A 22,875-nucleotide genomic window follows, 5' to 3' on the forward strand; every position below is an offset into this window, starting at 1 on the left:
CAGCGCGCCGTCGAGCACCACGGTGGACTCGGTGGCCCCGGCCGCGCCGGTGGTCGACCCGAGCAACGGCACCGAGATCAGCGGTACCGCTGAAGCCGGCGTCAGGGTGATTCTCACCGACGGCAGCGGCAACCCGATCGGCCAGACCATCGCCGACGGCAGCGGCAACTGGGCCTTCACGCCTTCGACCCCGCTGGCCAATGGCACGGTGATCAATGCCGTGGCCCAGGACCCGGCCGGCAATACCAGCGGGCCGACCAGCGCCACCGTTGACGCCGTCGCCCCGGCCGCGCCGACTATCGAGCCGAGCAATGGTGCAGTCCTCACGGGTACCGCTGAGCCCGGCGCCACCGTCATCCTCACTGACGGTGGCGGCAACCCGATCGGCCAGACGACCGCCGACGGCAGTGGCGACTGGAGCTTCACCCCGGTTACTCCGCTGGCTAACGGCACGGTGATCAACGCCGTGGCCCAGGACGCGGCCAGCAATACCAGCGGGCCGACCAGCGTCACCGTTGACGCCATCGCCCCGGCCGCCCCCATCATCGACCCGAGCAACGGGTTGGTGATCAGTGGTACGGCTGAAGCGGGCGCCACCGTGACCCTGACCGATGGCAGCGGCAACCCGATCGGCCAGATCACCGCCGATGGCAGCGGCAACTGGAGTTTCACCCCCGGCACGCCGCTGGCCAACGGCACGGTGATCAACGCCGTGGCCCAGGACGCGGCCGGCAATACCAGCGGGCCGACCAGCACCACGGTGGACTCGGTGGCCCCGGCTGCGCCGGTGGTCGACCCGAGCAACGGCACCGAGATCAGCGGTACCGCTGAAGCGGGCGCCAGGGTGATCCTCACCGACGGCAGCGGCAACCCGATCGGCCAGACCATCGCCGATGGCAGCGGCAACTGGGCCTTCACGCCTGCGACCCCGCTGGCCAATGGCACGGTGATCAATGCCGTGGCCCAGGACCCGGCCGGCAATACCAGCGGGCCGACCAGCGCCACCGTTGACGCCGTCGCCCCGGCCGCGCCGACTATCGAGCCGAGCAATGGTGCAGTCCTCACGGGTACCGCTGAGCCTGGCGCCACCGTCATCCTCACTGACGGTGGCGGCAACCCGATCGGCCAGACGACCGCCGACGGCAGTGGCGACTGGAGCTTCACCCCGGTTACTCCGCTGGCCAACGGCACGGTGGTCAACGCCGTGGCCGAGGACGCCGCCGGCAATACCAGTGGCCCGGCGAGTACCACGGTCGACTCGGTGGCACCATCGGCGCCGCTGCTGAGCATCAGTGCCGACGGTGCGCTGCTCACCGGTACCGCCGAGCCGAACAGCCAGGTGCGCATCGTGGTCGACGGCGATACCGCCAACCCGATCACGGTGAATGTCGACGGCAGCGGCAGCTTCAGCCTGCCGTTTGCGCCACCCCTGATCACCGGCGAGCTGATCGCCGGGGTCGCGGTGGATGCTGCCGGCAACCTCAGCGGCCCGGCGACGATCAACGCGCCAGACCTGGCGCCGCCGACCATCAGCGTACCGGAGGCCGCTGATACCTGGATCAACGCTGCCGAGATCAGCGACGGCATTCAGGTCGATGTGGCGATCCGTCCGACCCTGCAGGTCGGCCAGGTGATCACCGTCGCGTTCGCCGGGCAGAATGGTTATGAGACGCAGGTAACGCACACCATCACTGCCGGCGACATCCTGGCCGGCAGCGTCACCGTGACCATACCCCCTGGCGATGGCATGGGGCCGTTCCCGGAGGGCGCCTCGACCGTCACCGCCGATATCAATGGCGGTACCGCGTCGAACCCGGTGCCGTTCACCGTCGACACCATTCCGCCTGCAACACCGGTGCTGTCGCTGGTGGGCAGCATCCTGACCATCTCCACCGATCCGGGCACCGAGCTGACGGTCACCGTGGACGTCGGCGGGGTCACCGCCACCGCCACGGTAACTGCCGACAACAGCGGGCTGGCTTCGCTGAACCTGCTCACCGACCTGGACATCGACCTTACCCTGGACCAACTGCTCAATGCCCAAGTCTCCGTGATCGGTGAGGACCCGGCCGGCAACCCGAGCAATGTGGCGACCATCGGCGTCGGCAGCAGCATCGAGCAGCCAGTGACCATCGGCAACTTCGGCGTCGATGTCAGCCTCAACCCGCTGAACCCGAGGTTCGGTTTCAGCGGCACTACCGAACCGGACTCCAGCGTGGTGATCCGTGTCATCACCCCGGCGCTGAACGTTGAGTTACTGCCGATCCAGGCAGACAGCGCCGGTAACTTCTCGCTTAACCTGCTGAGCCCGACCGTCCTCACCCAGCTGGGGCTGAACATCACCGATATCCTCAACCTCGGTTCGCAGATCTCGTTCAACATCGTCGCCACCGACACCAACGGCAACGACAGCTCGGCATACGGCATCACCCTGACCCCTAACGGGCTGTCGCTGAATATCGGCCAGATCGATGTCAACGGTACTGCCGGGGACGATGTCATGTCCGGGGCGAGCGGCAGTTCGGAGCACATCAACGGAGGTGATGGCAACGACCTGATCTTCAACGTGGGGACCGGCGATCACGTAGTGGCCGGCAACGGCAACGATGCCATCCAGATCACTGCGACCGACTTCATCAGCATCGACGGCGGTGGGGGCTTCGACACCCTGATCCTGGCCGACGGCATCGACCTCGACTACAACGCCGTCGGCGTTGGCACGCTCTCCAACATCGAGCGTATCGACCTCGGCAAGGGCGACTCGGGGAGCGTGCTGACCCTGACTGCGGCAGAGGTGGACGCCATCACCGATGGCAACAACATCCTGCAGATCACCGGCGAGAACAACGACACCCTCAACGTGGTGGGTGCCGTGAACACCGGGACCACCCAGCAGGTCAACGGCATTACTTACGATGTCTACAACTTTGGCAGCAGTACCCTGCTGATCGAGGACAACACGGTACAGGTCGTGGTCTGATGCGCGGCCTGTCCGTGCTCAAGGGAAGGCGCCGCAGCGCGGGAGCCCTGTGGCTCCTGTGCCTCGGGCTGCCGTTGTCCGCCCCGGCCATTCCTCTCGACCAGGCGGTGCGGGCGGGGTTGGCGATTCACCCCCAGGTGCGTTCGGCGATGGCTGAGGCGGATCGTGCGGGCACCGAGGTGGAGATCGCCAAGGGTGGCTATTACCCCTCCGTCACTATGTCCGGGGGGCCGCAGGAGTTCGACGTTGGCGAGGTTGTCTACGACGTCACCGTATCGCAGATGCTGTATGACTGGGGACGGGTGACGAGCAAGGTCGACAGCGCCAGCGCAACCCGGCGCAAGCTGTCCGAGGCGGTGCTGGTGGCGCGCGACGATGCGGCGCTGGATATCGTAGAGACCTATCTCGACGTGCTTGCCTCGGAGCGCCGGGTGGAGACGGTGCGCCAGCACATCCAGCGCCTCGACGGCATCCGCGAGATGACCCAGGCGCGCGGTAGCGACGGTTACGCCGACCGCAGCGAACTGGACCGCGCCAACCTCGAACTGGCGCGTGCCCAGGAACAGTTGTCGCTGGAGAAGGGCAACCTGCAGGACGCGCGCAACCAGTACGCGATCCTGGTTGGCCAGGACCCCTCCGAACTGGTCGAGCCCGAGCCGATGTCGCTGCAGCGCTACCTGGCTGCCAGCGACGTGGCGCGGGTGATCCGCGAGTCGCCGTTGCAGCGCAAGGCGTTGGAGGACGCCAATGTCGCCGAGGCGCAAGTCCGCGAGGCCAAGGCTTCGCTGCTGCCGCAATTGAACCTGGAGGCCTCCGCGCTGCGCCGGGAGATCGGTGGTCGCCCGGAAAGCGACTCGGTGATGTCGCTGCGCTTTCGCATGGACACCTTCCAGGGGCTTTCCAACTTCCGTCGGCCGACGGCTGCGCAACAGCGCCTGGAGTCGGCGCAATGGACGGCCGATGCGATGCAGCGTGACATCCGCCGGCAGCTGCAGACGCTGTTCGACAACGGTGACACGCTGCGCTGGCGGGAACAGTCGCTGAGCCAGCAGGTGACGGAGTCGGAACAGGTCGGCGAGCTGTACCGCGAGCAGTTCGAGGTCGGCCGGCGCGACGTGATCGACTTGCTCAACGTGCAGCGCGAACGTTTCGAGGCCGAGCGACAATTGATCAATCTGCACATCGAGCGCAAGCGCATCGAGTACCGGGCGGCCGCGCAAGTCGGGCTGTTGGGGGCATTACTGGAGAATCGGTTGAATCATGGAAGTTGAACAATCCCCGGATAATGTCGTGACCCTGAACCACGACGACCCGCTGCGCCAGGGCCTGCTGCTGCTGTGCCGGCAACTGGGCCGGCCGCTGGGCGACGCCGAGCTGGTCGACGGCCTGGCGCTGGAGCATGGACGCCTGCCGTTGCGCCTGGTCGCCCGCGCCCTGCGTCGCGCCGACATCACTGCCAGGGTCGCGGAGCTGCCGTTGCGGCAGATGGACGCCTACCTGCTGCCGGCCCTGCTGTTGCTCGACGATGGCCGCAGCCTGCTGCTGGTTGGCATCGAGGGTGAGCAGTACGAGGTGCTGGTGCCGCAGAGCGACGGCGGCCGTGAGTGCATGGCGCTGCCCGCGCTGGAGGCGCTTTACAGCGGCACGGCGGTGTTTGCCAAGTGCCGCTACCGCCCCGACGGGCGGGTTGGCGACTACGCCAGCGGCCTGCCGGAACACTGGTTCTTCGGGCCGCTCAAGCGGCTCTGGCGCTCCTACGCGGAAGTCACGGCGGCGGCCCTGGTGGCCAACGTCCTGGCCGTCGCCTCGGCGCTGTTCGCCATGCAGGTGTACGACCGCGTGGTGCCCAACGCGGCCTTCGATACCCTGTGGATACTCGCCAGCGGCGTGGCCCTGGCAATCATCGTCGACGGGGTATTGCGGATCCTTCGCGGGCACCTGCTGAACGTACTTGGCAAGCGCCTGGACCTGCAATTGTCGAGCCTGCTGTTCTCACGTGTGCTGAGCACCCGGATCGCCGCCAAACCGGCGTCGATGGGGGCGTTCAGCACCCAGGTGCGTGAGTTCGAGTCGGTCCGCGAGTTCTTCACCTCGTCCAGTGCCGCGCTGATCAGCGACCTGCCGTTCGTGGTGATCTTCCTGTTGATCATCGCCGTGATCGGTGGCCATGTGGTCTGGGTTCCGCTGGTGGCCTGCGTGTTGATGCTGCTGCCGGGGTTGCTGACCCAGCGCCTGCTGGGGCACCTGTCGCGGCAGAACCTGCGCGAGGGGGCGATGAAGAACAGCGTGCTGCTGGAAGCCTTCGAACACCTGGAGACGGTCAAGGCCGCGCGTGCCGAAGGCCGCTGCCGCCAGCAGTGGGAGACGCTCACCGGGGAACTGGCCGGTACTGCGATGAAGACCCATGCCCTGGCCTCGACCCTCAGCTACTCGGCCAGTATCGTCCAGCAGCTGTGCTATGTCGGGGTGGTGGTGTTCGGCGTCTACCGGATAAGCGACGGGGCGATGACCGTCGGTGCCCTGGTGGCTTGTTCGATCCTTGCCTCGCGGGCCATCGCACCCTTGTCCCAGGCTGCCGCCATCCTCGGCCGCTGGCAGCACACCAAGGTGGCCCTGGAGGGCCTCGACCAGTTGATGTCGGCCGAGCAGGAGCGTCCCGTCGGCAAGCGCTTCGTGCACCGCGAGCGGCTCCACGGGCATTACCGCCTCGAGGCGCTGCGCCTGGCCCACGGCGACAGCCAGCCGGTGGTCGACGTACAGGCGCTGAGCATCCAGGCCGGCGAGCGGGTGGCGCTGCTCGGCGGCAACGGTGCCGGCAAGTCGACCCTGTTGCGGCTGCTCAGTGGCCTGCTCGACGCGCAATCCGGCCGGCTGTTGCTGGACGACATCGCCCTGAGCCAGATCGACCCGGCCGACCGCCAGCGCGGCATCGGCTACTTGCCACAGGACGTGGCGCTGTTCCACGGCAGCCTGCGCGAAAACCTCAACCTGGCGAACGCTGCGTTGGGCGACGAGGAATTGCTGGACGCCCTCGATGGCGTGGGGCTGGGCACTTTCGTACGCGCCCACCCGCTGGGCCTGGACATGCCGATCCAGGGCAACGCCAGCCTCTCCGGCGGCCAGCGTCAGGCGGTCGGGCTGGCCCGGGTACTGCTACAGGACCCGCCGATCCTGTTGCTCGACGAGCCGACCGCGGCCTTCGACCAAAACAGCGAGAAACAGGTTATCGACTACCTGCAGAAGTGGCTTGGCCGGCGCACCTTGATCATCACCACCCACAAGAAAAGCGTGCTGGCGCTGGTGGACCGTGCGGTGGTGCTGCGCAACGGCCAGGTGATCATGGACGGCCCGCTGAACCAGGTGGTGCTGGGCAATCAGGTGCAGGCGCCGCAGGTCGCCGAAGGAGCTGGCCATGGCAACTGAAAAAAATTCAGTAGTGTTGCGCCGGCAACTGGCCGACCCCTTGCTGGCGACCACTCACCCGGTCTATCGCCCGCTGCTCTGGACCCTGCTCGGCAGCGTCGTGCTGTTCGTCGCCTGGGCCGCCTGGGCAGAGCTCGATGAGGTGACGCGCGGTGACGGGCGCGTGGTGCCGTTCAGTCGCATCCAGAAGATCCAGAGCCTGGAAGGGGGCATTCTCGACCGTCTGCTGGTACAGGAGGGCGACCTGGTAGAGGTTGGCCAGCCGCTGTTGCGCCTCGACGAGACGCGCTTTCTCACCAATTTCCAGGAGTCGGCCAACCAGGCTGGCGTGCTGCGGGCGGCCATCGCCCGGCTGGACGCCGAGGTGCTGGGCAAGGCGGCCATCGAATTTCCCCCGGATATCGACCCGCAGGGGCCGCTGGCGCGTTCCGAACGCGAGCTGTTCAAGTCGCGGCGGGACAAGCTGCTCGAAGGTAGCCAGGCGATCCAGAGGCAGATCAGCCTGGCCCAGAGCCAGCTCGACCTGGTCCGCCCGCTGGTGGCCAAGCGTGCGGTGAGCCAGATGGAGGCGCTGCGGCTGAGCCAGGACATAGCTACCCTCAATGGCAAGCTGACCGAGCTGAAGAGCAGCTACTTCCAGGATGCCTACACCGAGCGCTCACAGCGCAAGGCCGACCTCAGTGCGCTGGAGCCGATCGTACAGCAGCGCCAGGACCAGTTGCGCCGTACCGGGATCGTTTCGCCGGTGCGGGGGCGGGTCAACACCGTGCTGATCAATACCCGTGGCGGGGTGATCCAGCCCGGCGAGGCGATCATGGAAGTGATTCCGGTGGAGGACCGCCTGCTGGTAGAGGCCAGGATCAAGCCGCGTGACGTGGCCTTCCTGGTGCCGGGCATGCCGGCCAAGGTGAAGATCACCGCCTACGACTTCAGCATTTATGGCGACCTCAAGGGCACCCTGGAGCAAATCAGCGCCGACACCATCGAAGAGGACACGCCCCACGGCAAGGAGTCGTACTACCAGGTGCTGATCCGCACTGACGGCAGCCAGCTCAAGCGCGGCGAGGAGGTGCTGCCGATCATCCCCGGCATGGTGGCCGAAGTGGATATCCTCAGTGGCAAGCGCAGCGTCCTCAATTACTTGCTGCGCCCGCTGATCAAGGCCCGTCTCTATTGAGCGGCAGTGGGCAGCGAGGCGTTGGAACGGGAATTGCTGTACCCCTGTAAACCTGTGCATTTGGGGATACGGCAATGTTTCCAGAAGATCTGTATGTCATGTTCCTCTTCGCCGTTGTCGTGCTGGCCCTCGATGTGGCAGCCATCGTGCTCTATCGGGGGGCCAAGCCCTGACCCCGCGTCTGGGGACTTTCACCCTGAACCGGGTTTTGGTCTACAGTGCGGGGACGTCCCCTTGTGTAAGGAAACAGCATGGCAATGCATCGATGGGCAGTCGTGGTTACTTCAATCGTGTTGGCAGTGGCACCTGCGCTCACTTATGCCGACCCGGGTAACGGTAAAGGGCAGGGCCATGGCAAGGACAAGGGCCAGCACAGTAAAGGTCACGGTGCCGCGTATGGTGGCCCGTCGATAAACCGTGGCGATGTGCTTGGCATTCTCGACGGGCACCGCAACTATTGGAGCGCAGGCGCGCCGCTGCCCCCCGGCATCCAGAAGAACCTGGCCCGTGGCAAGCCACTGCCACCGGGTATCGCCAAGAAGCTGGATGGCAGGCTGCTGGGGCAGCTCCCTCATTATGATGGCTATGAATGGATGCAGGCGGGTGTGGACCTGATCCTGGTGGCAGTCGCTACGGGGATCATCTACGAGGTATTGAACGGCGCGCTGGATTGATGCTGTGAAGCGTTCCTGAAGCTGGACCTGGGTTCAACGTCAGGAGCGCCGTTCAGCCTGTCGGTGCAGGCTGGCTAATAGAGCCAGACTCAGGTTTTATCAGGTGTTTCCTGCACTTGCAGCACTGACCCCTTGTCGTCCGTCACCAGCAATCCGCTGGGCTGCGAGCCTTTCATTGGTTGTTCGGCGATCGGCATATCTGCGGTACGAAAGATACTGACGCCTTGTTCCCCTGCCTCCAGGGTTACGAGTTTTCCATCCTGATAGAAGTAGCGCGTGCGGACGGTGTTCTGTGGCATGACGTGTGCTCCCGTGTCTGTTGGTAGCTGCACTTTGTCAGTGTCCACCCGCCCATGCCACTGGCAGAAATATCAGGTGCAGCCTGGGTAGCAAGACCTTGGTTGATTAGTCAGTCAGTGCAACGCTCGTTAGAATGCAGCGTATTCTTGATGGCCAAATGCAAATGTCTACATTTCGTATCTTTCTCGCCGCTGTACTGGTCACCGGCCTTGCCGGCTGCGCAACCCCTGGCAAACCCACTGCCAGCAAACTGACCCACAAATCACCCCAGCAATACGCCGCCTGCGTACTGCCCAAGTGGCAAGCGCTGGCGCCACAGGCCACGCAGAAGTCGATCGCCCACGGCTACCGGCTGACGGCCCCCAGCGCTGTGGCATCCGATGACGTGTTGGACGTAGTCGATTCCCGCGAGGGTAGCCGCGCGACGTTCTACAAAGGCAGCTTTCTGTCTGGTGACAAATTGCGCCAGGCTGCCAAGGAATGCCTGGACTGAATCAGTAGCCCGAGCCGCTTGAGCCGCCCATGCTGGGCAGGCGGGCCCTGCGCTGGGCATTGCTCCATTCGGCGCAGGTCATGAAAGCGGTATTGTCCACTTTGCCGGTGCCGTCGAAGCTGACGCTGTAAGGTTGCCGGTTGTCGGCCTTGGTCAGCATGTAGTCGAAGCAGGTGCCGGGTACCACGGTGCGCTCAGTCTCGGCAGCGGGTTTGCCGCCGATCTGCATGACCTGGTCTTTGCTCATGCCGTTGTCGACTTTCGCAACCAGCGGCTGGTCGTGGTACAGCGCGGAGTTGGACGAGCAGGCAGAAAGCGCTGTCAGTGCAAAGATCAGCGCATGAAAGGGTTTGTTCATGGCAGTGCTCCGGTAGAGGATGCCAATCGCCTGATTGCCGGTTGGCAGCAGGGCGAGATCACGAACACTTGACCCCCTGTGGGAGCGGCTTTAGCCGCGAACACCGGCGCAGCCGGTGCCATGCAGCGCGTTGGATTCTTCGCGGCTAAAGCCGCTCCCACAGGGTACGCGGACCGCTTGCGAACTCAGTTCTCTACATGACAGCGCAACCCGAAAGGCTGGGCGATCTCCCACAGGGGTCGAGAAAGCAATTGCTTGCTCTATCAGCCTACATCACCGCGCTTGTTCAGCTGCTCGCACTGCACCTGCGCATCCGTCCTGCTTGGATAGCTGGGCTTGAGCCGCTCCTTCGCTTGGTTGTCGTAAATGTCGAACCCCCCACAAACGGTAGCGGCGTAATAGCGGCTACCCACGCGGAACGACTCCTTTTCGATCGGTACAGCGGGAACGATAACGAATCTTGGTTGCATTTTTCGTGCCTCCCCAGGCAGAGACTTAAGTATTAGTCTGACCATGGGTAAGCATCAAGGAGGCTCATGAATAAAACGCGGTTTTCGTGAACGACAGGTCCACGCCCGTACTGTCATCAAATGAAAACCCGCTGTCGTCCGATGCGAAGCACCCCGCCCACCAAGGGCATACAGTCCAATCACCCAGAACTGACGCCATGCGTCCAGATCGATGATTGGAGAGACAAGCATGTCCAAAGTCGTACGTTTCCATCAGACCGGTGGCCCCGAGGTGCTGCGCTACGAGGACGCCGAGGTCGGCGAGCCCGGCCCGGGGCAGGTGCGCTTGCGCCAGGTGGCGGTGGGCCTGAACTACGCCGATACCTATTTCCGCAACGGCACCTACCCGATCCCGCTGCCCAACGGCATTGGCGTGGAAGCGGCCGGCGTGGTCGAGGCGGTGGGTGAGGGCGTGACCCAGGTGGCGGTCGGTGACCGGGTCACCTACACCGGTTTCCTCAACACCCTGGGCGCTTATTGCACCGAGCGCCTGATCCCTGCTGCCGCGCTGATCAAGCTGCCAGATACCATCGCCTTCGAAACCGCCGCCGCCATGACCATGCGCGGCCTGACCTCCGCCTACCTGCTGCGTCGGCTCCATGATTTCAAACCCGGCGACAGCGTGCTGCTGCATGCCGCTGCTGGCGGGGTCGGCCTGATCGTCGCGCAGTGGGCGCGGCTGCTGGGGCTGAACGTGATCGGCACGGTGTCCACCGAGGCCAAGGCCGAAGTGGCGCGTGCCCATGGCTGCAACCACGTCATCAACTACAGCGTCGAGGACGTGGCCACGCGCGTGCGTGAGTTGACCGACGGGGTGGGGGTGAATGTGGTGTTCGACAGCGTTGGCAAGAACACCTTCATGGGCTCGCTCGATTCGCTCAAGCGCCGCGGCCTGATGGTATGCGTCGGCACGGCGTCGGGCACCATCCCGCCGTTCGACCCGCAGTTGCTGGCGATCAAGGGCTCGCTGCAGCTCACCCGCCCGGCACTGGCCGACTTCATCGCCGACCCGGCGGAAAAGGCCGACCTGGCCGGCGAGCTGTTCGACCACGTCGGCAGCGGGCGCATCCGTATCGAGATCAACCAGCACTACGCACTGCAGGATGCCGTCCAGGCCCACCGCGACCTGGAAGCGCGCAAGACCACCGGCTCGTCGATCTTCGTCATCTGAAGAGGGCAACAGCATGCACATCGAACAACTGACCTGCGCGATCGGGGCCGAGGTAAGTGGGGTCAACCTGGCCGACGCGATCCACGACGACGACCTGTTCGCCCAGCTGCGCGCGCAGTTGCTCCGGCACCGTGTGCTGTTCCTGCGCGACCAGCACTTCAGCCGCGCCGAACACGTGGCCTTTGCGCGCCGCTTCGGCGACCTGGAGGACCACCCGGTGGCCGGCAGCGACCCGGAACACCCGGGCCTGGTGCAGATCTACAAGCGCCCGGACCAGCCCAACGACCGCTATGAAAATGCCTGGCACACCGACGCCACCTGGCGCGAGGCCCCGCCGATGGGCTGTGTGCTGCGCTGCATCGAATGCCCGCCAGTGGGCGGCGACACGATGTGGGCGAACATGGTGCTGGCCTATGAAAACCTGCCAGGCGATGTGAAGGCCAAGATCGAAGGCCTGCGCGCCCGCCACAGCATCGAGGCCAGCTTTGGCGCCGCCATGCCGCTGGAAAAGCGCCTGGCGTTGAAGGCGCAGTTCCCCGATGCCGAGCACCCGGTGGTGCGCACGCACCCGGAAACCGGCGAGCAGGTGCTGTTCGTCAACGCCTTCACCACCCATTTCAGCAACTACCACACCCCGCAGCGGGTGCGCTTCGGCCAGGACGCCAACCCCGGTGCCAGCGACCTGCTGCGCTACCTGATCAGCCAGGCCTACCTGCCGGAGTACCAGGTGCGCTGGCGCTGGCAGCCCAACAGCGTGGCGATCTGGGACAACCGCAGCACCCAGCACTACGCCGTCATGGACTACCCGCCGTGCCACCGCAAGATGGAGCGCGCCGGGATCAAGGGCAGCCCCACGTTCTGAGTTCGTCGCCGTCGCTGGCGGCAACCGCACAATAACAATAGCGAGGACTACAGCATGCAATTCTTCGACGATTCGTTGCACCCGGAAAACATGGAAAAGGTGGTGATCACCGTGGCCCCCTATGGCCCGGAGTGGATGCCCGAAGACTTCCCGGAAGACATTCCCCTGACCATGGACGAGCAGGTGCAGAAGGCCGTCGACTGCTACGAGGCAGGCGCCACCGTGTTGCACCTGCATGTGCGTGAACTGGACGGCAAAGGCTCCAAGCGTCTGTCCAAGTTCAACGAGCTGATCGCCGGGGTGCGTGAGGCGGTGCCGGACATGATCATCCAGGTTGGCGGGTCGATTTCCTTCGCCCCGGAAAGCGAAGGCGAGGCGGCCAAGTGGCTGTCGGACGACACCCGGCACATGCTCGCCGAGCTGACGCCGCGCCCCGACCAGGTGACCGTGGCCATCAACACCACGCAGATGAACATCATGGAGTTGCTGTACCCCGAGTACCTGGAAGGCACCTCGCTGGCCAGCCCGGCGATTCATGCCGCCTACAGCGAGATGACCGTGCCGGCCGGCCCGGCCTGGGTCCGCGAGCACCTGCGTCGCCTGCAGGCCAGCAACATCCAGCCGCATTTCCAGCTGACCGGCATGCATGCCCTGGAGACGCTCGAGCGCATCGTCCGCCGCGGTGACTACATGGGGCCGCTGAACCTGACCTGGATCGGCATCGGCGGCGGCTTCGACGGCCCCAACCCGTTCAACTTCTTCAACTTCATCCACCGCGCGCCGGACGGTTGCACCCTGACCGCGGAATCGTTGCTGAAGAACGTGCTGCCGTTCAACACCATGGCCCTGGCGATGGGCCTGCACCCGCGCTGTGGCAACGAAGACACCATCATCGACCAGCATGGCAAGCGCTTCACCTCGGTGCAGCAGATCCAGCAGACCGTGCGCGTGGCCCACGAGCTGGGCCGCGAGATAGCCAGCGGCAAGGAAGCACGCGCCATTTACCGCATCGGGCAGCAGTACGACAGTATCGAGCAGACCTTGAAGGCCAACGGCATGGCGCCGAATCGCCAGCCGGGTGTGAAGGGTGTGCCGCAGCGTACCTGACACGGCAGGCACGTCCTCTTCGCGGGCATGCCCGCTCCCACAGGTGCGGTGTTGGCCCAACGGTTGACGCGGTACCTGTGGGAGCGGGCGAGCCCGCGAAGAGGGCCGCAAAAGCAACATGAATGTTGGCTGTAACCCATAACAACAAGAACAACCTCACGCCCCACACCCAAGGAGGCAACATGGCCACCTATCTCGCCAGTGCCGAAGATTCCGGCACCGACACCGCCCACAGCGTCCCCCGGCGCTATGCCTGGGTGGTCTTCGCCCTGACCTTTGGCCTGTTGATCTCCGACTACATGTCGCGCCAGGTGCTCAACGCGGTGTTCCCGCTGCTCAAGGGCGAATGGGCATTGAGCGACAGCCAGCTCGGCTTGCTCAGCGGCATCGTCGCGCTGATGGTCGGCCTGCTGACATTTCCGCTGTCGCTGTTGGCCGACCGCTTCGGCCGGGTACGCAGCCTGGTGCTGATGGCGGTACTGTGGAGCCTGGCCACCCTCGGCTGCGCCCTGGCGGAAAACTACCCGCAGATGTTCATCGCACGGTTTCTGGTCGGGGTGGGCGAGGCGGCCTACGGCAGTGTCGGCATTGCAGTGGTGGTCGCCGTGTTCCCTCGCGACATGCGCTCGACCCTGGCCGGGGCGTTCATGGCCGGTGGCATGTTCGGCTCGGTGCTGGGCATGGCCCTGGGCGGTGTGCTGGCCCAGCACCTGGGCTGGCGCTGGGCATTCGCCGGCATGGCGCTGTTCGGCCTGGTGCTGGCGATGCTGTACCCACTGATCGTCAAGGAGGCGCGTATTGTGCCTCGGTGCGCGCAGCATTTGCAGGGCAAGGCCAGTCGCCCGCTGCGCACCCTGTACAGCAGCCGTTCGGTCATCGCGGCCTACGTCGGCAGTGGGCTGCAGCTGTTCGTCGGCGGCACCGTGATCGTGTGGATGCCCAGTTACCTGAACCGCTATTACGCCATGGGCACCGACCGCGCCGGGGCGATTGCCGCGGTCATCGTGCTGTGCAGCGGCATCGGCATGATCCTCTGTGCCATGCTCTGCGACCGCCTCGGGCGGCAGCGCCCGGACCGCAAGATCAGCCTGGCAATTGCCTACTGCCTGGGCAGTTGTGCGCTGCTGTCCATCGCTTTCGCACTGCCAGCCGGCACCGCGCAACTGGTGCTTATCTGCCTGGGCATGATGATTGCCGCCGGCACCAACGGCCCGTCCAGTGCCATGGTCGCCAACCTCACCCACGCCTCGGTGCACGGCACCGCGTTCGCAACCCTGACCCTGGCCAACAACCTGTTGGGCCTGGCAACCGGGCCGCTGATCACTGGGCGCGTTTCCGACCTGATCGGCCTGCATGCCGCCTTCCAGCTGGTGCCGCTGATGAGCATCGGCGCGGCGGCCGTGTTTTTCCTTGCCAAACGTCATTACCACCGCGACATGGAGCGTCTGCATGCACCGGCACAGAACGCTGCTGGCGTACCCCGGGAGTTGAAACCGTGAAACAGCTGTTGTCCGTCGAAGTGTTCTTCGATTTCGTCTGCCCGTGGTGCCTGATTGGCCAGCGGCACCTGCAGGCCGCCCTGTTGCTGTTGCAGCGCGAACATCCGCAAGTGCAAGTACAACTGCAATGGCGAGGTGTGCAGTTGTTGCCTGGCTTGCCAGCTGGTGGCGTGCCGTTCCATGCCTTCTATCTGCAGCGCCTGGGCAGCGAGGAGGCGGTGCGCGAGCGCCAGGCCCAGGTGCGCGCCGCTGCTCGCGTGGTCGGTGAGGACATCGACTTCACGCGTATTCGCCGCATGCCCAACACCGCCAATGCCCATCGGCTGCTGCAACGGGCCACCCGGCTGCTCGATGCATCGCAACTGGAAAACCTGCTGGCACAGCTGTTCATCGCCTATTTCCACCAGGGCCGCGACCTGGGGGATAGCCGCACATTGCTCGACATCGCCCAGTGTTGTGGGCTGGAGGCCGTACAGGTTGCCGACTGCCTGCGTGACGACGGCAGCCCGTTCCTCGATGGGGCAGGGCGCGCAGGCAGTGCCGTGCCGCGTTTCCGCTTCAATCAGGGGCCGCTCATCGTTGGCGCGCAGCCTGCCGAGGTGCTGTTTGCGGCCATGACCGAAGCGCTGCAAGAGGTTGAACGGGTATGACCCGGCGTATTGCACTGGCCCCCCATCAGGTGCCGGAACGTAACGGCCGCGTGCTGCTGGCCTGCGAAGGGCGCAGCGTGGCGCTGTTCAATGTGGCCGACTCGCTCTATGCCATCGAAGACAGCTGCCCGCACCAGGGCGCATCGTTGTGCGGCGGGCGGCTGGAGGGCCGTGTCATCCAGTGCTGCGCGCATGGCCTGCGCTTTGACCTGGCCAGCGGCTACCTGGTCAATTCCAGGGCTTTGAAGGTTGCCAGCTACCCGGTCGAGCAGCAGGGCGGGCAGGTCTACATCGTGTTTGACAGTGAGGAAGCGGGGCAATGAATACACTGGCACTGAGCGCTACCCATCAGCGTATCCGCACCCTCGCCCCGGGAGTGGTGGTCAGCCTTATCGTCGGCGCGGCCGCCAGTTTCCTCAGCGAGCATTACGCGGCGCCGGTCATGCTGTTTGCCCTGCTGCTGGGGATGGCACTGAACTTTCTCGCGGTCGACGGCCCCTGCAAGGCCGGTATCGAATTTACCGCCCGCACGGTACTGCGCCTGGGTGTGGCGCTGCTTGGCATGCGCATCACCCTGGACCAGATCGCCAGCCTGGGCTGGAAACCCGTGGTCCTGGTCATCACCCTGGTGGTGGTGACGATCCTGGCCTCGGTGGTGGTGGCCAAGGTGCTGGGTTTTTCACGGCTGTTCGGCATGCTCACCGGCGGTGCCACGGCCATTTGCGGTGCCTCGGCGGCGCTGGCACTGGCAGCGGCCTTGCCCCAGCACCCGCGCAAAGAGCATGCAACGCTGTTCACCGTGATCGGCGTGTCGGCGCTGTCGACCCTGGCGATGATCCTCTACCCGATGATCGCCCAGTGGTTGCACCTGTCACCCGCGCAGGCCGGGGTCTTCCTCGGTGCGACCATCCACGACGTGGCGCAGGTGGTGGGGGCCGGCTACAGCATGTCCACCGAGACCGGTGACATTGCCACGGTGGTCAAGCTGATGCGGGTGGCCATGCTGTTGCCGGTCATTGTCTGCGCGGCCATGATCACCCGGCGCCAGGGCCTGGAGGCCGGTGGCCAGCGGCCGCCCTTGCTGCCATGGTTCGCCGCCGGCTTCCTGCTGCTGGCCTGCGTCAACAGCACAGGCTGGGTGCCCGCCGCGGTGCAGGGCGGTATCAACGACCTGTCGCGTGGCTGCCTGGTGGTGGCGATCAGTGCCCTGGGCATGAAAACCCAACTCAAGGCGCTGGCTTCGGTCGGGGTAAAACCCATTGCGCTGATGGTGGGGGAGAGCGTGTTTCTGGTGCTTTTGGTGCTGGCGTTGATGCGTTGGGTGGGTACGGCTTGAGATTTGTGGCGCCTGTGAGATCGAGCGCCGCCTGCGCGGCGCTCGATCTCAAAATCACCAAAAATCTCAGCTCAGGCGGCTGGTGGCCCTGACACAATCTGTCCATCCCGGTGTGCCCGCCAACTGGCCGGCGGCATGCCGAACTGGGCGATGAACCAGCGGGTGAACGAGCTGGGCATCGAATAACCCAGCATGTCGGCGATACGCCCCAGCGAATAGCCGGGGTTTTCCAGGTAGCGCATCACCAGGTCACGGCGCACGCTGTTGATCAGGTCCTTGAAGGTCAACCCGCTTTCTTCCAGGCGCCGCTGCAGGGTGCGCACGTTCATACCCTGGGTCTGTGCCACCTGCTCGATGGTGGCGCGGCCCATGGGCAGCAGCAGGTAGATGGTCTTGCGTAGCTCCAGCTCCAGCGACGGCGTGCCGCCCGCCGGCAGGCTGTCCAGATAGCGTTGCGCCAGGCGCGCCATGGCATCGTTGGCCTGCGGGCTGGCGCTGTCGAGGTCGGCGGCCGGGCAGACGATGCCGTTGAACTCGCTGCCGAACACCAGCGTGCAGCCGAAAATGCGCCGGTGAGTGGCCAGATCGGCAGGCGCCGCGTGGGTGAAGTTGGCACTGACCGGGTGCCAGTGGGCACCTAACAGTGCCGCGCACAGGCGCATCATCACGCCAATGGCAAGCTCGGTGGCCTGGCGACTGCAGGGCGCGCGTTCGTTGACTACCTCCTCGCGAATGACCACGGTCTTGCCGGCTTCTTCGATATGGATGGCCAGGGCGTCGTTGAGCAGGTGGCGGTACTGCACGATCACCTGCAGCGCATCACGCAGGGTGCGTTGGTGGCTGAGCAGCAGGCTGATTTCGCCGAAGTCCGACAGTTGCCGCAACTCGGCCATGCGCAGGCCGAAGCTTTCGCAGCGGGTGGCGCTGGCGGAGGCCTCCAGCAAGGTGATGACGCTGGCAACCGGGATCCGCCGGTTGGGGTCATCGAGCAACGCGGCGCTGAGGCCAACCTGTGCCAACAGTGCATGGGGATTGAGGCCCAGGTGGCGGGACACCTCAAGGTAATTGGTCAAACTGGCGGCACGGACTAGGGCAGGCATCTTTTGTTGTTTTCCATGCGGTTTCTTGTTGTTGGGTATGCCGACATGCGTTTTGTGTCTTATAGACTGCGTGTCATGAATTGAAAAGCAAAGCCTTGTATGGGCCATTGTCATCAAATGAAAAGCCCCTGACGCCCAATGTGAAGCACCCAGTGGGTGGGCTGTTTACTGTGAACCTCAAGAGCTACACCGCACACGAGGTTCACCGTGGAAAAACTGCAAACCACTGCCACCGTGCTGATCGTCCCCGGCCTGCGCGACCATGTCGCCGAGCACTGGCAAACCCTGCTCGCAGGTCGCCTGGCCAAGGTGCGCAGCGTACCGCCACTGCGGGTCGATGGCCTGTGCTGCACGGCCCGGGTCGAGGCGATCCAGCGCGAGCTGGACCAGATCGAAGGTGAAGTGATTCTGGTAGCCCACAGTGCTGGCGTGCTGATGGTCGCCCACTGGGCGGCGCGCTACCGGCGGCCGATCAAGGGTGCATTGCTGGCGGCGCCACCTGACCTGAGCGCGCAATGGCCGGCCCACTACCCAAGCCCGACTAGCCTGGCCGAGCGCGGCTGGTCGCCATTACCCCTTGAGCCGCTGCCATTCCCCAGCATTGTCGCGGCCAGCAGCAATGATCACCTGGCCAGCCTTAGCGCGGCCAGCACCCTGGCCCAAGGCTGGGGTAGCGAACTGGTCGCACTGGGGGCTGTCGGCCACCTCAATCCGGCCTCCGGCTTCGGCCCCTGGCCGCAGGCCGAGGCCTTCATCCAGCGACTGGACCAGCCCAACCTGCTATAGCGCATGGACGCCCCAGCCACGCTCGCAAAAGACGGGCGGCGCAAAAAACAATAACAATACGTGGAGCCATCGTAATGCCAGAACACCGCATTCACCGTGCTGTGAAACCACAGCGCTGCCTGCTCGCCTGCGCCATCGGCCTGCTCACGCTGCCCGCTGCCCAGGCGTTCGAAGTCGATACCGGCAATGAAAACTGGGCCGTGCGCTTCGACAACACCGTCAAGTACAACTATGGCGTGCGCACCGAAAGCGCCGACAAGCGCATGCTGGGCACGCCGAACAGCAACGACGGTGACTACAACTTCCGCAAGGCCGGCACCAACATCACCAACCGGGTCGACCTGCTGACCGAACTGGACGTGGTCTACCAGGGCAACACCGGGTTCCGCGTCAGCACCGCCAGCTGGTACGACAAGGCCTATGACAACACCGGTTCCAATAGCAACCCGTTCGTCAACGGCAACGGCGGCCAGTCCGGCATCAACCCCAGCCTCAATGGCTTGCCCGGCACCGGTGTGCCGCTGGGCAGCCCGCACCTGAGCAACTACGCCCAGCGTTACTACAGCGGCCCGTCCGGTGAAGTGCTGGATGCCTTCGTGTTCTTCAGCCGTGAAGTCGGCGAGGCCTCGCAGGTCAGCGCCAAGCTGGGCCAGCACAACCTGTTCTGGGGTGAAACCCTGCTCAACCCGGTGCATTCGCTGAGCTACGGCCAGTCCGGCCTCGATCTGGCCAAGCTGGCCGCCTCGCCGGGCACCGAGGCCAAAGAGCTGTTCGTACCGCGCAACCAGCTGTCGACTTCGTTCCTGGTCAACTCCGAACTGACCCTGGGCGCCCAGTACTTCTTCGACTGGGACGCAGCCCGCCTGCCCGAAGCCGGTACCTACTATGGTGGCTCGGACGTGGTAGGCGAGGGCGCCCAAAGCTTCCTGCTCGGCCACACCGGCACCCCGGGGCTGATCCCGGTGCGCGGCGCGCTGACCACCATCCGCCGTGGCCATGACCTGAAACCGGGCAAGAGCGGCGACTGGGGCATCATGGCCAAGTGGTCGCCCGAGTGGCTGGGCGGCACCCTCGGCTTCTACTACCGCAAGACCTCCGAAATTCTCCCGCAGGCCTGGCTCGACGCACGTGGCATGACCGTCGCCAACGGCCCGTTCGGCAACCCACCGGGCAGTCGTCAGGGCGCTGTCGGCAACCTGTACAACTCGCTGCAAAGCACTACCTACCAGTTCGCCTACGCCGACGACATCGACATCTACGGCCTGAGCCTGTCCAGGGATGTGGGCGGCATCAGTGTCGGCAGCGACCTGAACATCCGCCACAACATGCCGCTGGCGAGCATCCCGGCAATCGTCAGCGCCCCCGGCCAGGGTGGCCTGGGCGGCGGCTTCGGCCTGCTGCCGGCACGCCTGCCCGGCAGCGGGGTGGTCTACGACGTGCCCAAGGATGGCGACAGCCTGAGCGCCACCGGTGACACCCTGCACTGGACCTTGAACGGCCTGATGACCATTGGTGACACGCCGCTGTTCGATTCGGCAACCCTGCTTGGCGAACTGTTCTACAGCAACCTGCTCAAGCTCGATAGCCACAACGAGGCCTTGTACAAGGGCAAGAGCAGCTACCGCGGCATCGACAAGGCCACCCGCGACAACTGGGGCATCGCCGTCAATTTTACCCCTACCTGGTACCAGGTGCTGCCGGGCATGGACCTGAGCATGCCGCTGTCGGTCAACGTTGGTCTGGACGGCGTGTCGCCGGTGCAGGGCGGTGGCGCCGAGAACACCGGCAACTATGCGGTAGGCGTGAGCGCCGCGATCTACAACCAGTACTTCGTCGACCTCAAGTACGTCGACAGTTTCGGTGAGACCAAGGCCTGCAAGGACGGCCAGACCGACGGCAGCACCCCCAACGCCCTGGACGGCGAACAGGATTACACCTGCTACGGCGGCGGCTACGCCTCCTTCTCCGGCGGTGGTGCCACCACCGAGGACCGTGGCGCCCTGTACCTGACCGTCAAGACGACCTTCTGAGTCATGTTTCCTACAGCCTACACAGGAAGACAACCATCATGAATTTCGTACGTACCCTGCTGGCCTCGTGCCTGTCACTGGCCGCCCTGAGTGCTGCCCAGGCCGCCGTTTCCACTGACCAGGCCGCGCGCCTGGGCACCAGCCTGACCGTCATTGGCGCGGAAAAGGCCGGCAACGCCGATGGCTCGATCCCGGCCTACCAGGGCGGCCTGCTGACGCCGCCGGCCAGCTACCAGAGCGGCGCCAGCATGCGCCCCGACCCGTTCGCCAGCGACAAGCCGCTGCTGGTCATCGATGGCAAGAACGCCGAGCAGTACAAGGGCCAGCTGACCGCCACCACCCTGGAACTGCTCAAGCGCTACCCCAGCTACCGCGTCGATGTGTACCCGACCCACCGTAGCGTGGCGCTGCCGCAAGCGGTACTCGACAACACCCGCAAGAACGCCACTGGCGCCAACAGCAAGGAGGGTGGCACTGCGGTAGACAACGTGCTGCCCGGCATACCGTTCCCGATCCCGCAGAACGGCGCCGAGGCCATGTGGAACTTCCTGCTGCGCTACCAGGGCGTGAGCATGACTGCCAAGTACGACTCGTGGAACGTCGACGCCGCCGGCAAGCCATCACTCTCGACCACCGGCCAGGCCAATATCAGCTACCCGATCTACGAGGACATGGCCAAGCCGATCGGTGCCAAGGACACCTACTACCAGATGAAGCTGGTGTACACCGGGCCCGCACGCCGTGCCGGCGAAGCGATGATGCTGCGCGATGCCGCCAACCCGCTGGTGCAGCCACGCAGCGCCTGGCAGTACCTGCCGGGCCAGCGCCGGGTCAAGCTGGCACCGAACCTGGCATACGACACGCCCAACCCGGGTACCTCGGGTTCGGGTACCTACGATGACGTGTTCGTCTTCAACGGTGCGCTGGACCGCTACGACTGGACCCTGGTCGGCAAGCAGGAAATGTACGTGCCGTACAACACCTATCAGCTGACCTACAACACCGACGTCAAGCAGGTGATCACCCCCAACCACCTGGCGCCACAGTTCGTGCGCTGGGAGAAACACCGGGTGTGGGTGGTGGAAGGCAAGCTCAAGGACGGTGCACGGCATATCTACCACAAGCGCCGCTTCTACCTCGACGAAGACAGCTGGATCGCCCTGGCCTCGGACCAGTACGACGCCCGTGGCCAGCTGTACCGCGGCTCGTTCGCCTTCCTCACCCAGAGCTACGACAAACAGACCCCGGATGCCACGCCGTTCATGATCTACGACCTGATCGGCGGCACCTACAACCTCAATGGTGTAGTCGGAGCCTACGGCGGCATCCGCTACATCGACCCGCTGTCGAAAACCCAGTGGTCGCCCGAGTCGCTGGCCGGCAATGGCATCCGCTGAACGCACGGAGCATAGATGGCAATGTCTGTCTTCAAACGATGCAGCGTGGTCGTTCTGACCTTGGCCGCGCTGCAGGGCGCGGCCCAGGCGGCGCCCTTCACCGATGTGCTGGACCTGCCCGCCATGCCCAGTGCCCTGGTCGCCAGCAGCGCCTTGCGCGACGTAACCCAAGCCGGGCAGCGCCTGGTTGCGGTGGGCCCGCGTGGGCACATTGTGTATTCCGATGACCACGGCGCGCACTGGCAGCAAGCCCAGGTGCCGGTCAGCGCCGACCTCAATGCCGTGAGCTTCGCCACGCCCGAACTGGGCTGGGCAGTGGGCCACGATGGCGTGGTGCTGCACAGCCGCGATGGCGGCGTGCACTGGCAGAAGCAGCTGGATGGCCGGGCGCTGGCCGAACAACTGCCGGGCACGGGTAGCGACAATGCCTTGCTCGACGTGTGGTTCAGCGATGCCCGCAATGGCTATGCGGTCGGAGTGTTCAACCTGCTGTTGCGTACCGTTGACGGCGGCGAGCACTGGCAGCCCTGGCTCGACCACAGCGATAACCCGCAAGGCCTGCACCTGACCAGCCTGGCCGCGGTGGGGGACGAGCTGTACATCACCGGCGAGCAAGGCCTGCTGCTGAAGCAGGACGGCGAGCGCTTCAGCCGTGTCGAAACACCCTACGCCGGCACGCTGTTCGGGGCTGTCGGCAAGCCCGGCGTACTGCTGGTCTATGGCCTGCGTGGGCATGCCTACCGCAGCACCGACGGCGGCCAGCAATGGCAAGCAGTCAGCAGCAGTGTGAACACCAGCCTCACCGCCGCTGGTGTCGACCGTGACGGCCAGCTGTGGCTGGCCAGCCAGGCCGGCGACCTGCTGCTCAGCCGGGACGATGGCGCCAGCTTCCGCCCGGTGCCGCAAAGCGCCCGTGGCCCGGTGACCGCGCTCGCCACCGATACCGGCAACGGCCTGGTACTGGTCGGCGAGCGGGGCGTGCGCAACCAGGCCGGTAACCCCACGCTGCACCCATAACAAGAG

General features: G+C 65.1%; 21 protein-coding genes. 17 read left to right on the forward strand and 4 right to left on the reverse strand.

Annotation, left to right across the window (positions count from 1 at the left end; all coding sequences use genetic code 11):
• From ACIQYU_RS25880 to ACIQYU_RS25900, 5 genes are all read left to right on the forward strand, one after another.
• Positions 1-2,980: Ig-like domain-containing protein (locus ACIQYU_RS25880; protein ID WP_402802719.1), on the forward strand; the 2,980-nt coding region annotated here is incomplete at its 5' end.
• Positions 2,980-4,251, forward strand: a complete 1,272-nt coding sequence (locus tag ACIQYU_RS25885; protein WP_402802721.1) for a TolC family protein — start codon at positions 2,980-2,982, stop codon at positions 4,249-4,251. The genes ACIQYU_RS25880 and ACIQYU_RS25885, both read left to right, overlap by 1 nt.
• Entirely contained in the window at positions 4,241-6,403 is a 2,163-nt protein-coding gene (locus tag ACIQYU_RS25890; protein ID WP_402802723.1) for a type I secretion system permease/ATPase, read from the forward strand. The genes ACIQYU_RS25885 and ACIQYU_RS25890 overlap by 11 nt, the downstream gene beginning before the upstream one ends.
• A complete protein-coding gene (locus ACIQYU_RS25895; RefSeq protein ID WP_207837229.1) occupies positions 6,393-7,580 on the forward strand; it encodes an HlyD family efflux transporter periplasmic adaptor subunit in 1,188 nt (395 codons plus the stop codon). The genes ACIQYU_RS25890 and ACIQYU_RS25895 overlap by 11 nt, the downstream gene beginning before the upstream one ends.
• Positions 7,581-7,831: 251 nt before the next feature.
• Positions 7,832-8,254 carry an anti-virulence regulator CigR family protein gene (locus tag ACIQYU_RS25900; protein ID WP_402802725.1) on the forward strand — a complete coding sequence of 141 codons (423 nt, stop codon included), beginning with the start codon at positions 7,832-7,834 and terminating at the stop codon, positions 8,252-8,254.
• Positions 8,255-8,343: 89 nt separating this feature from the next.
• Here the strand turns inward: ACIQYU_RS25900 and ACIQYU_RS25905 are convergent, their stop codons facing one another.
• Entirely contained in the window at positions 8,344-8,553 is a 210-nt protein-coding gene (locus tag ACIQYU_RS25905) for a hypothetical protein (RefSeq protein ID WP_207837235.1), read from the reverse strand.
• A 134-nt stretch (positions 8,554-8,687) separates the two neighbouring features.
• Between ACIQYU_RS25905 and ACIQYU_RS25910 the strand changes: the two genes are divergently transcribed.
• Positions 8,688-9,047 (forward strand): hypothetical protein, encoded by a 360-nt coding sequence (locus ACIQYU_RS25910; RefSeq protein ID WP_207837238.1) that lies wholly within the window; start codon positions 8,688-8,690, stop codon positions 9,045-9,047.
• Position 9,048: 1 nt separating this feature from the next.
• On the opposite strand, the gene osmE is transcribed toward ACIQYU_RS25910, so the two are convergent.
• A complete protein-coding gene (gene osmE, locus ACIQYU_RS25915) occupies positions 9,049-9,405 on the reverse strand; it encodes an osmotically-inducible lipoprotein OsmE (RefSeq protein ID WP_333957427.1) in 357 nt (118 codons plus the stop codon).
• A gap of 263 nt (positions 9,406-9,668) precedes the next feature.
• The gene (locus ACIQYU_RS25920; protein WP_063914793.1) at positions 9,669-9,875 is read right to left on the reverse strand and encodes a hypothetical protein; all 207 of its coding nucleotides are present in this window, start codon (positions 9,873-9,875) and stop codon (positions 9,669-9,671) included.
• Between the two features lie 229 nt (positions 9,876-10,104).
• Here ACIQYU_RS25920 and ACIQYU_RS25925 point away from each other — a divergent pair, with 229 nt between their 5' ends.
• From ACIQYU_RS25925 to ACIQYU_RS25955, 7 genes are all read left to right on the forward strand, one after another.
• Positions 10,105-11,085, forward strand: a complete 981-nt coding sequence (locus ACIQYU_RS25925) for a quinone oxidoreductase (RefSeq protein ID WP_207837244.1) — start codon at positions 10,105-10,107, stop codon at positions 11,083-11,085.
• 13 nt (positions 11,086-11,098) lie between these two features.
• A complete protein-coding gene (locus ACIQYU_RS25930; RefSeq protein ID WP_233694792.1) occupies positions 11,099-11,947 on the forward strand; it encodes a TauD/TfdA family dioxygenase in 849 nt (282 codons plus the stop codon).
• A gap of 54 nt (positions 11,948-12,001) precedes the next feature.
• Positions 12,002-13,054, forward strand: coding sequence for a 3-keto-5-aminohexanoate cleavage protein (locus ACIQYU_RS25935; RefSeq protein ID WP_063914790.1), 1,053 nt, complete (start codon positions 12,002-12,004; stop codon positions 13,052-13,054).
• Positions 13,055-13,236: 182 nt separating this feature from the next.
• A complete protein-coding gene (locus tag ACIQYU_RS25940) occupies positions 13,237-14,553 on the forward strand; it encodes an MFS transporter (protein ID WP_207837250.1) in 1,317 nt (438 codons plus the stop codon).
• Entirely contained in the window at positions 14,550-15,203 is a 654-nt protein-coding gene (locus tag ACIQYU_RS25945; protein WP_402802730.1) for a DsbA family protein, read from the forward strand. Before ACIQYU_RS25940 ends, ACIQYU_RS25945 begins: the two co-directional genes overlap by 4 nt.
• Positions 15,200-15,526, forward strand: a complete 327-nt coding sequence (locus ACIQYU_RS25950) for a Rieske 2Fe-2S domain-containing protein (protein ID WP_063914787.1) — start codon at positions 15,200-15,202, stop codon at positions 15,524-15,526. Before ACIQYU_RS25945 ends, ACIQYU_RS25950 begins: the two co-directional genes overlap by 4 nt.
• Positions 15,523-16,539 carry a YeiH family protein gene (locus tag ACIQYU_RS25955; protein ID WP_233688327.1) on the forward strand — a complete coding sequence of 339 codons (1,017 nt, stop codon included), beginning with the start codon at positions 15,523-15,525 and terminating at the stop codon, positions 16,537-16,539. Before ACIQYU_RS25950 ends, ACIQYU_RS25955 begins: the two co-directional genes overlap by 4 nt.
• A 71-nt stretch (positions 16,540-16,610) precedes the next feature.
• Here ACIQYU_RS25955 and ACIQYU_RS25960 read toward each other — a convergent pair whose 3' ends face one another.
• On the reverse strand, positions 16,611-17,639 hold the full coding sequence (locus ACIQYU_RS25960; RefSeq protein WP_233688326.1) for an AraC family transcriptional regulator: 1,029 nt from the start codon (positions 17,637-17,639) through the stop codon (positions 16,611-16,613).
• A 207-nt stretch (positions 17,640-17,846) separates the two neighbouring features.
• On the opposite strand from ACIQYU_RS25960, the gene ACIQYU_RS25965 reads away from it, so the two are divergent.
• The 4 genes from ACIQYU_RS25965 to ACIQYU_RS25980 all read left to right on the forward strand — a co-directional run bounded on the left by ACIQYU_RS25965 (position 17,847) and on the right by ACIQYU_RS25980 (position 22,869).
• Complete coding sequence (locus ACIQYU_RS25965) at positions 17,847-18,425, forward strand: alpha/beta hydrolase (protein ID WP_207837255.1); 579 nt, start codon at positions 17,847-17,849, stop codon at positions 18,423-18,425.
• Between the two features lie 74 nt (positions 18,426-18,499).
• Positions 18,500-20,455, forward strand: coding sequence for a DUF1302 domain-containing protein (locus ACIQYU_RS25970; protein WP_207837258.1), 1,956 nt, complete (start codon positions 18,500-18,502; stop codon positions 20,453-20,455).
• 38 nt (positions 20,456-20,493) lie between these two features.
• Positions 20,494-21,852 carry a DUF1329 domain-containing protein gene (locus tag ACIQYU_RS25975; protein WP_207837261.1) on the forward strand — a complete coding sequence of 453 codons (1,359 nt, stop codon included), beginning with the start codon at positions 20,494-20,496 and terminating at the stop codon, positions 21,850-21,852.
• A gap of 21 nt (positions 21,853-21,873) precedes the next feature.
• The gene (locus ACIQYU_RS25980; RefSeq protein WP_233688325.1) at positions 21,874-22,869 is read left to right on the forward strand and encodes a YCF48-related protein; all 996 of its coding nucleotides are present in this window, start codon (positions 21,874-21,876) and stop codon (positions 22,867-22,869) included.
• Positions 22,870-22,875: the final 6 nt, after the last annotated feature.

This window comes from Pseudomonas sp. NPDC096925, from assembly GCF_044762545.1.
GTDB lineage: Bacteria > Pseudomonadota > Gammaproteobacteria > Pseudomonadales > Pseudomonadaceae > Aquipseudomonas.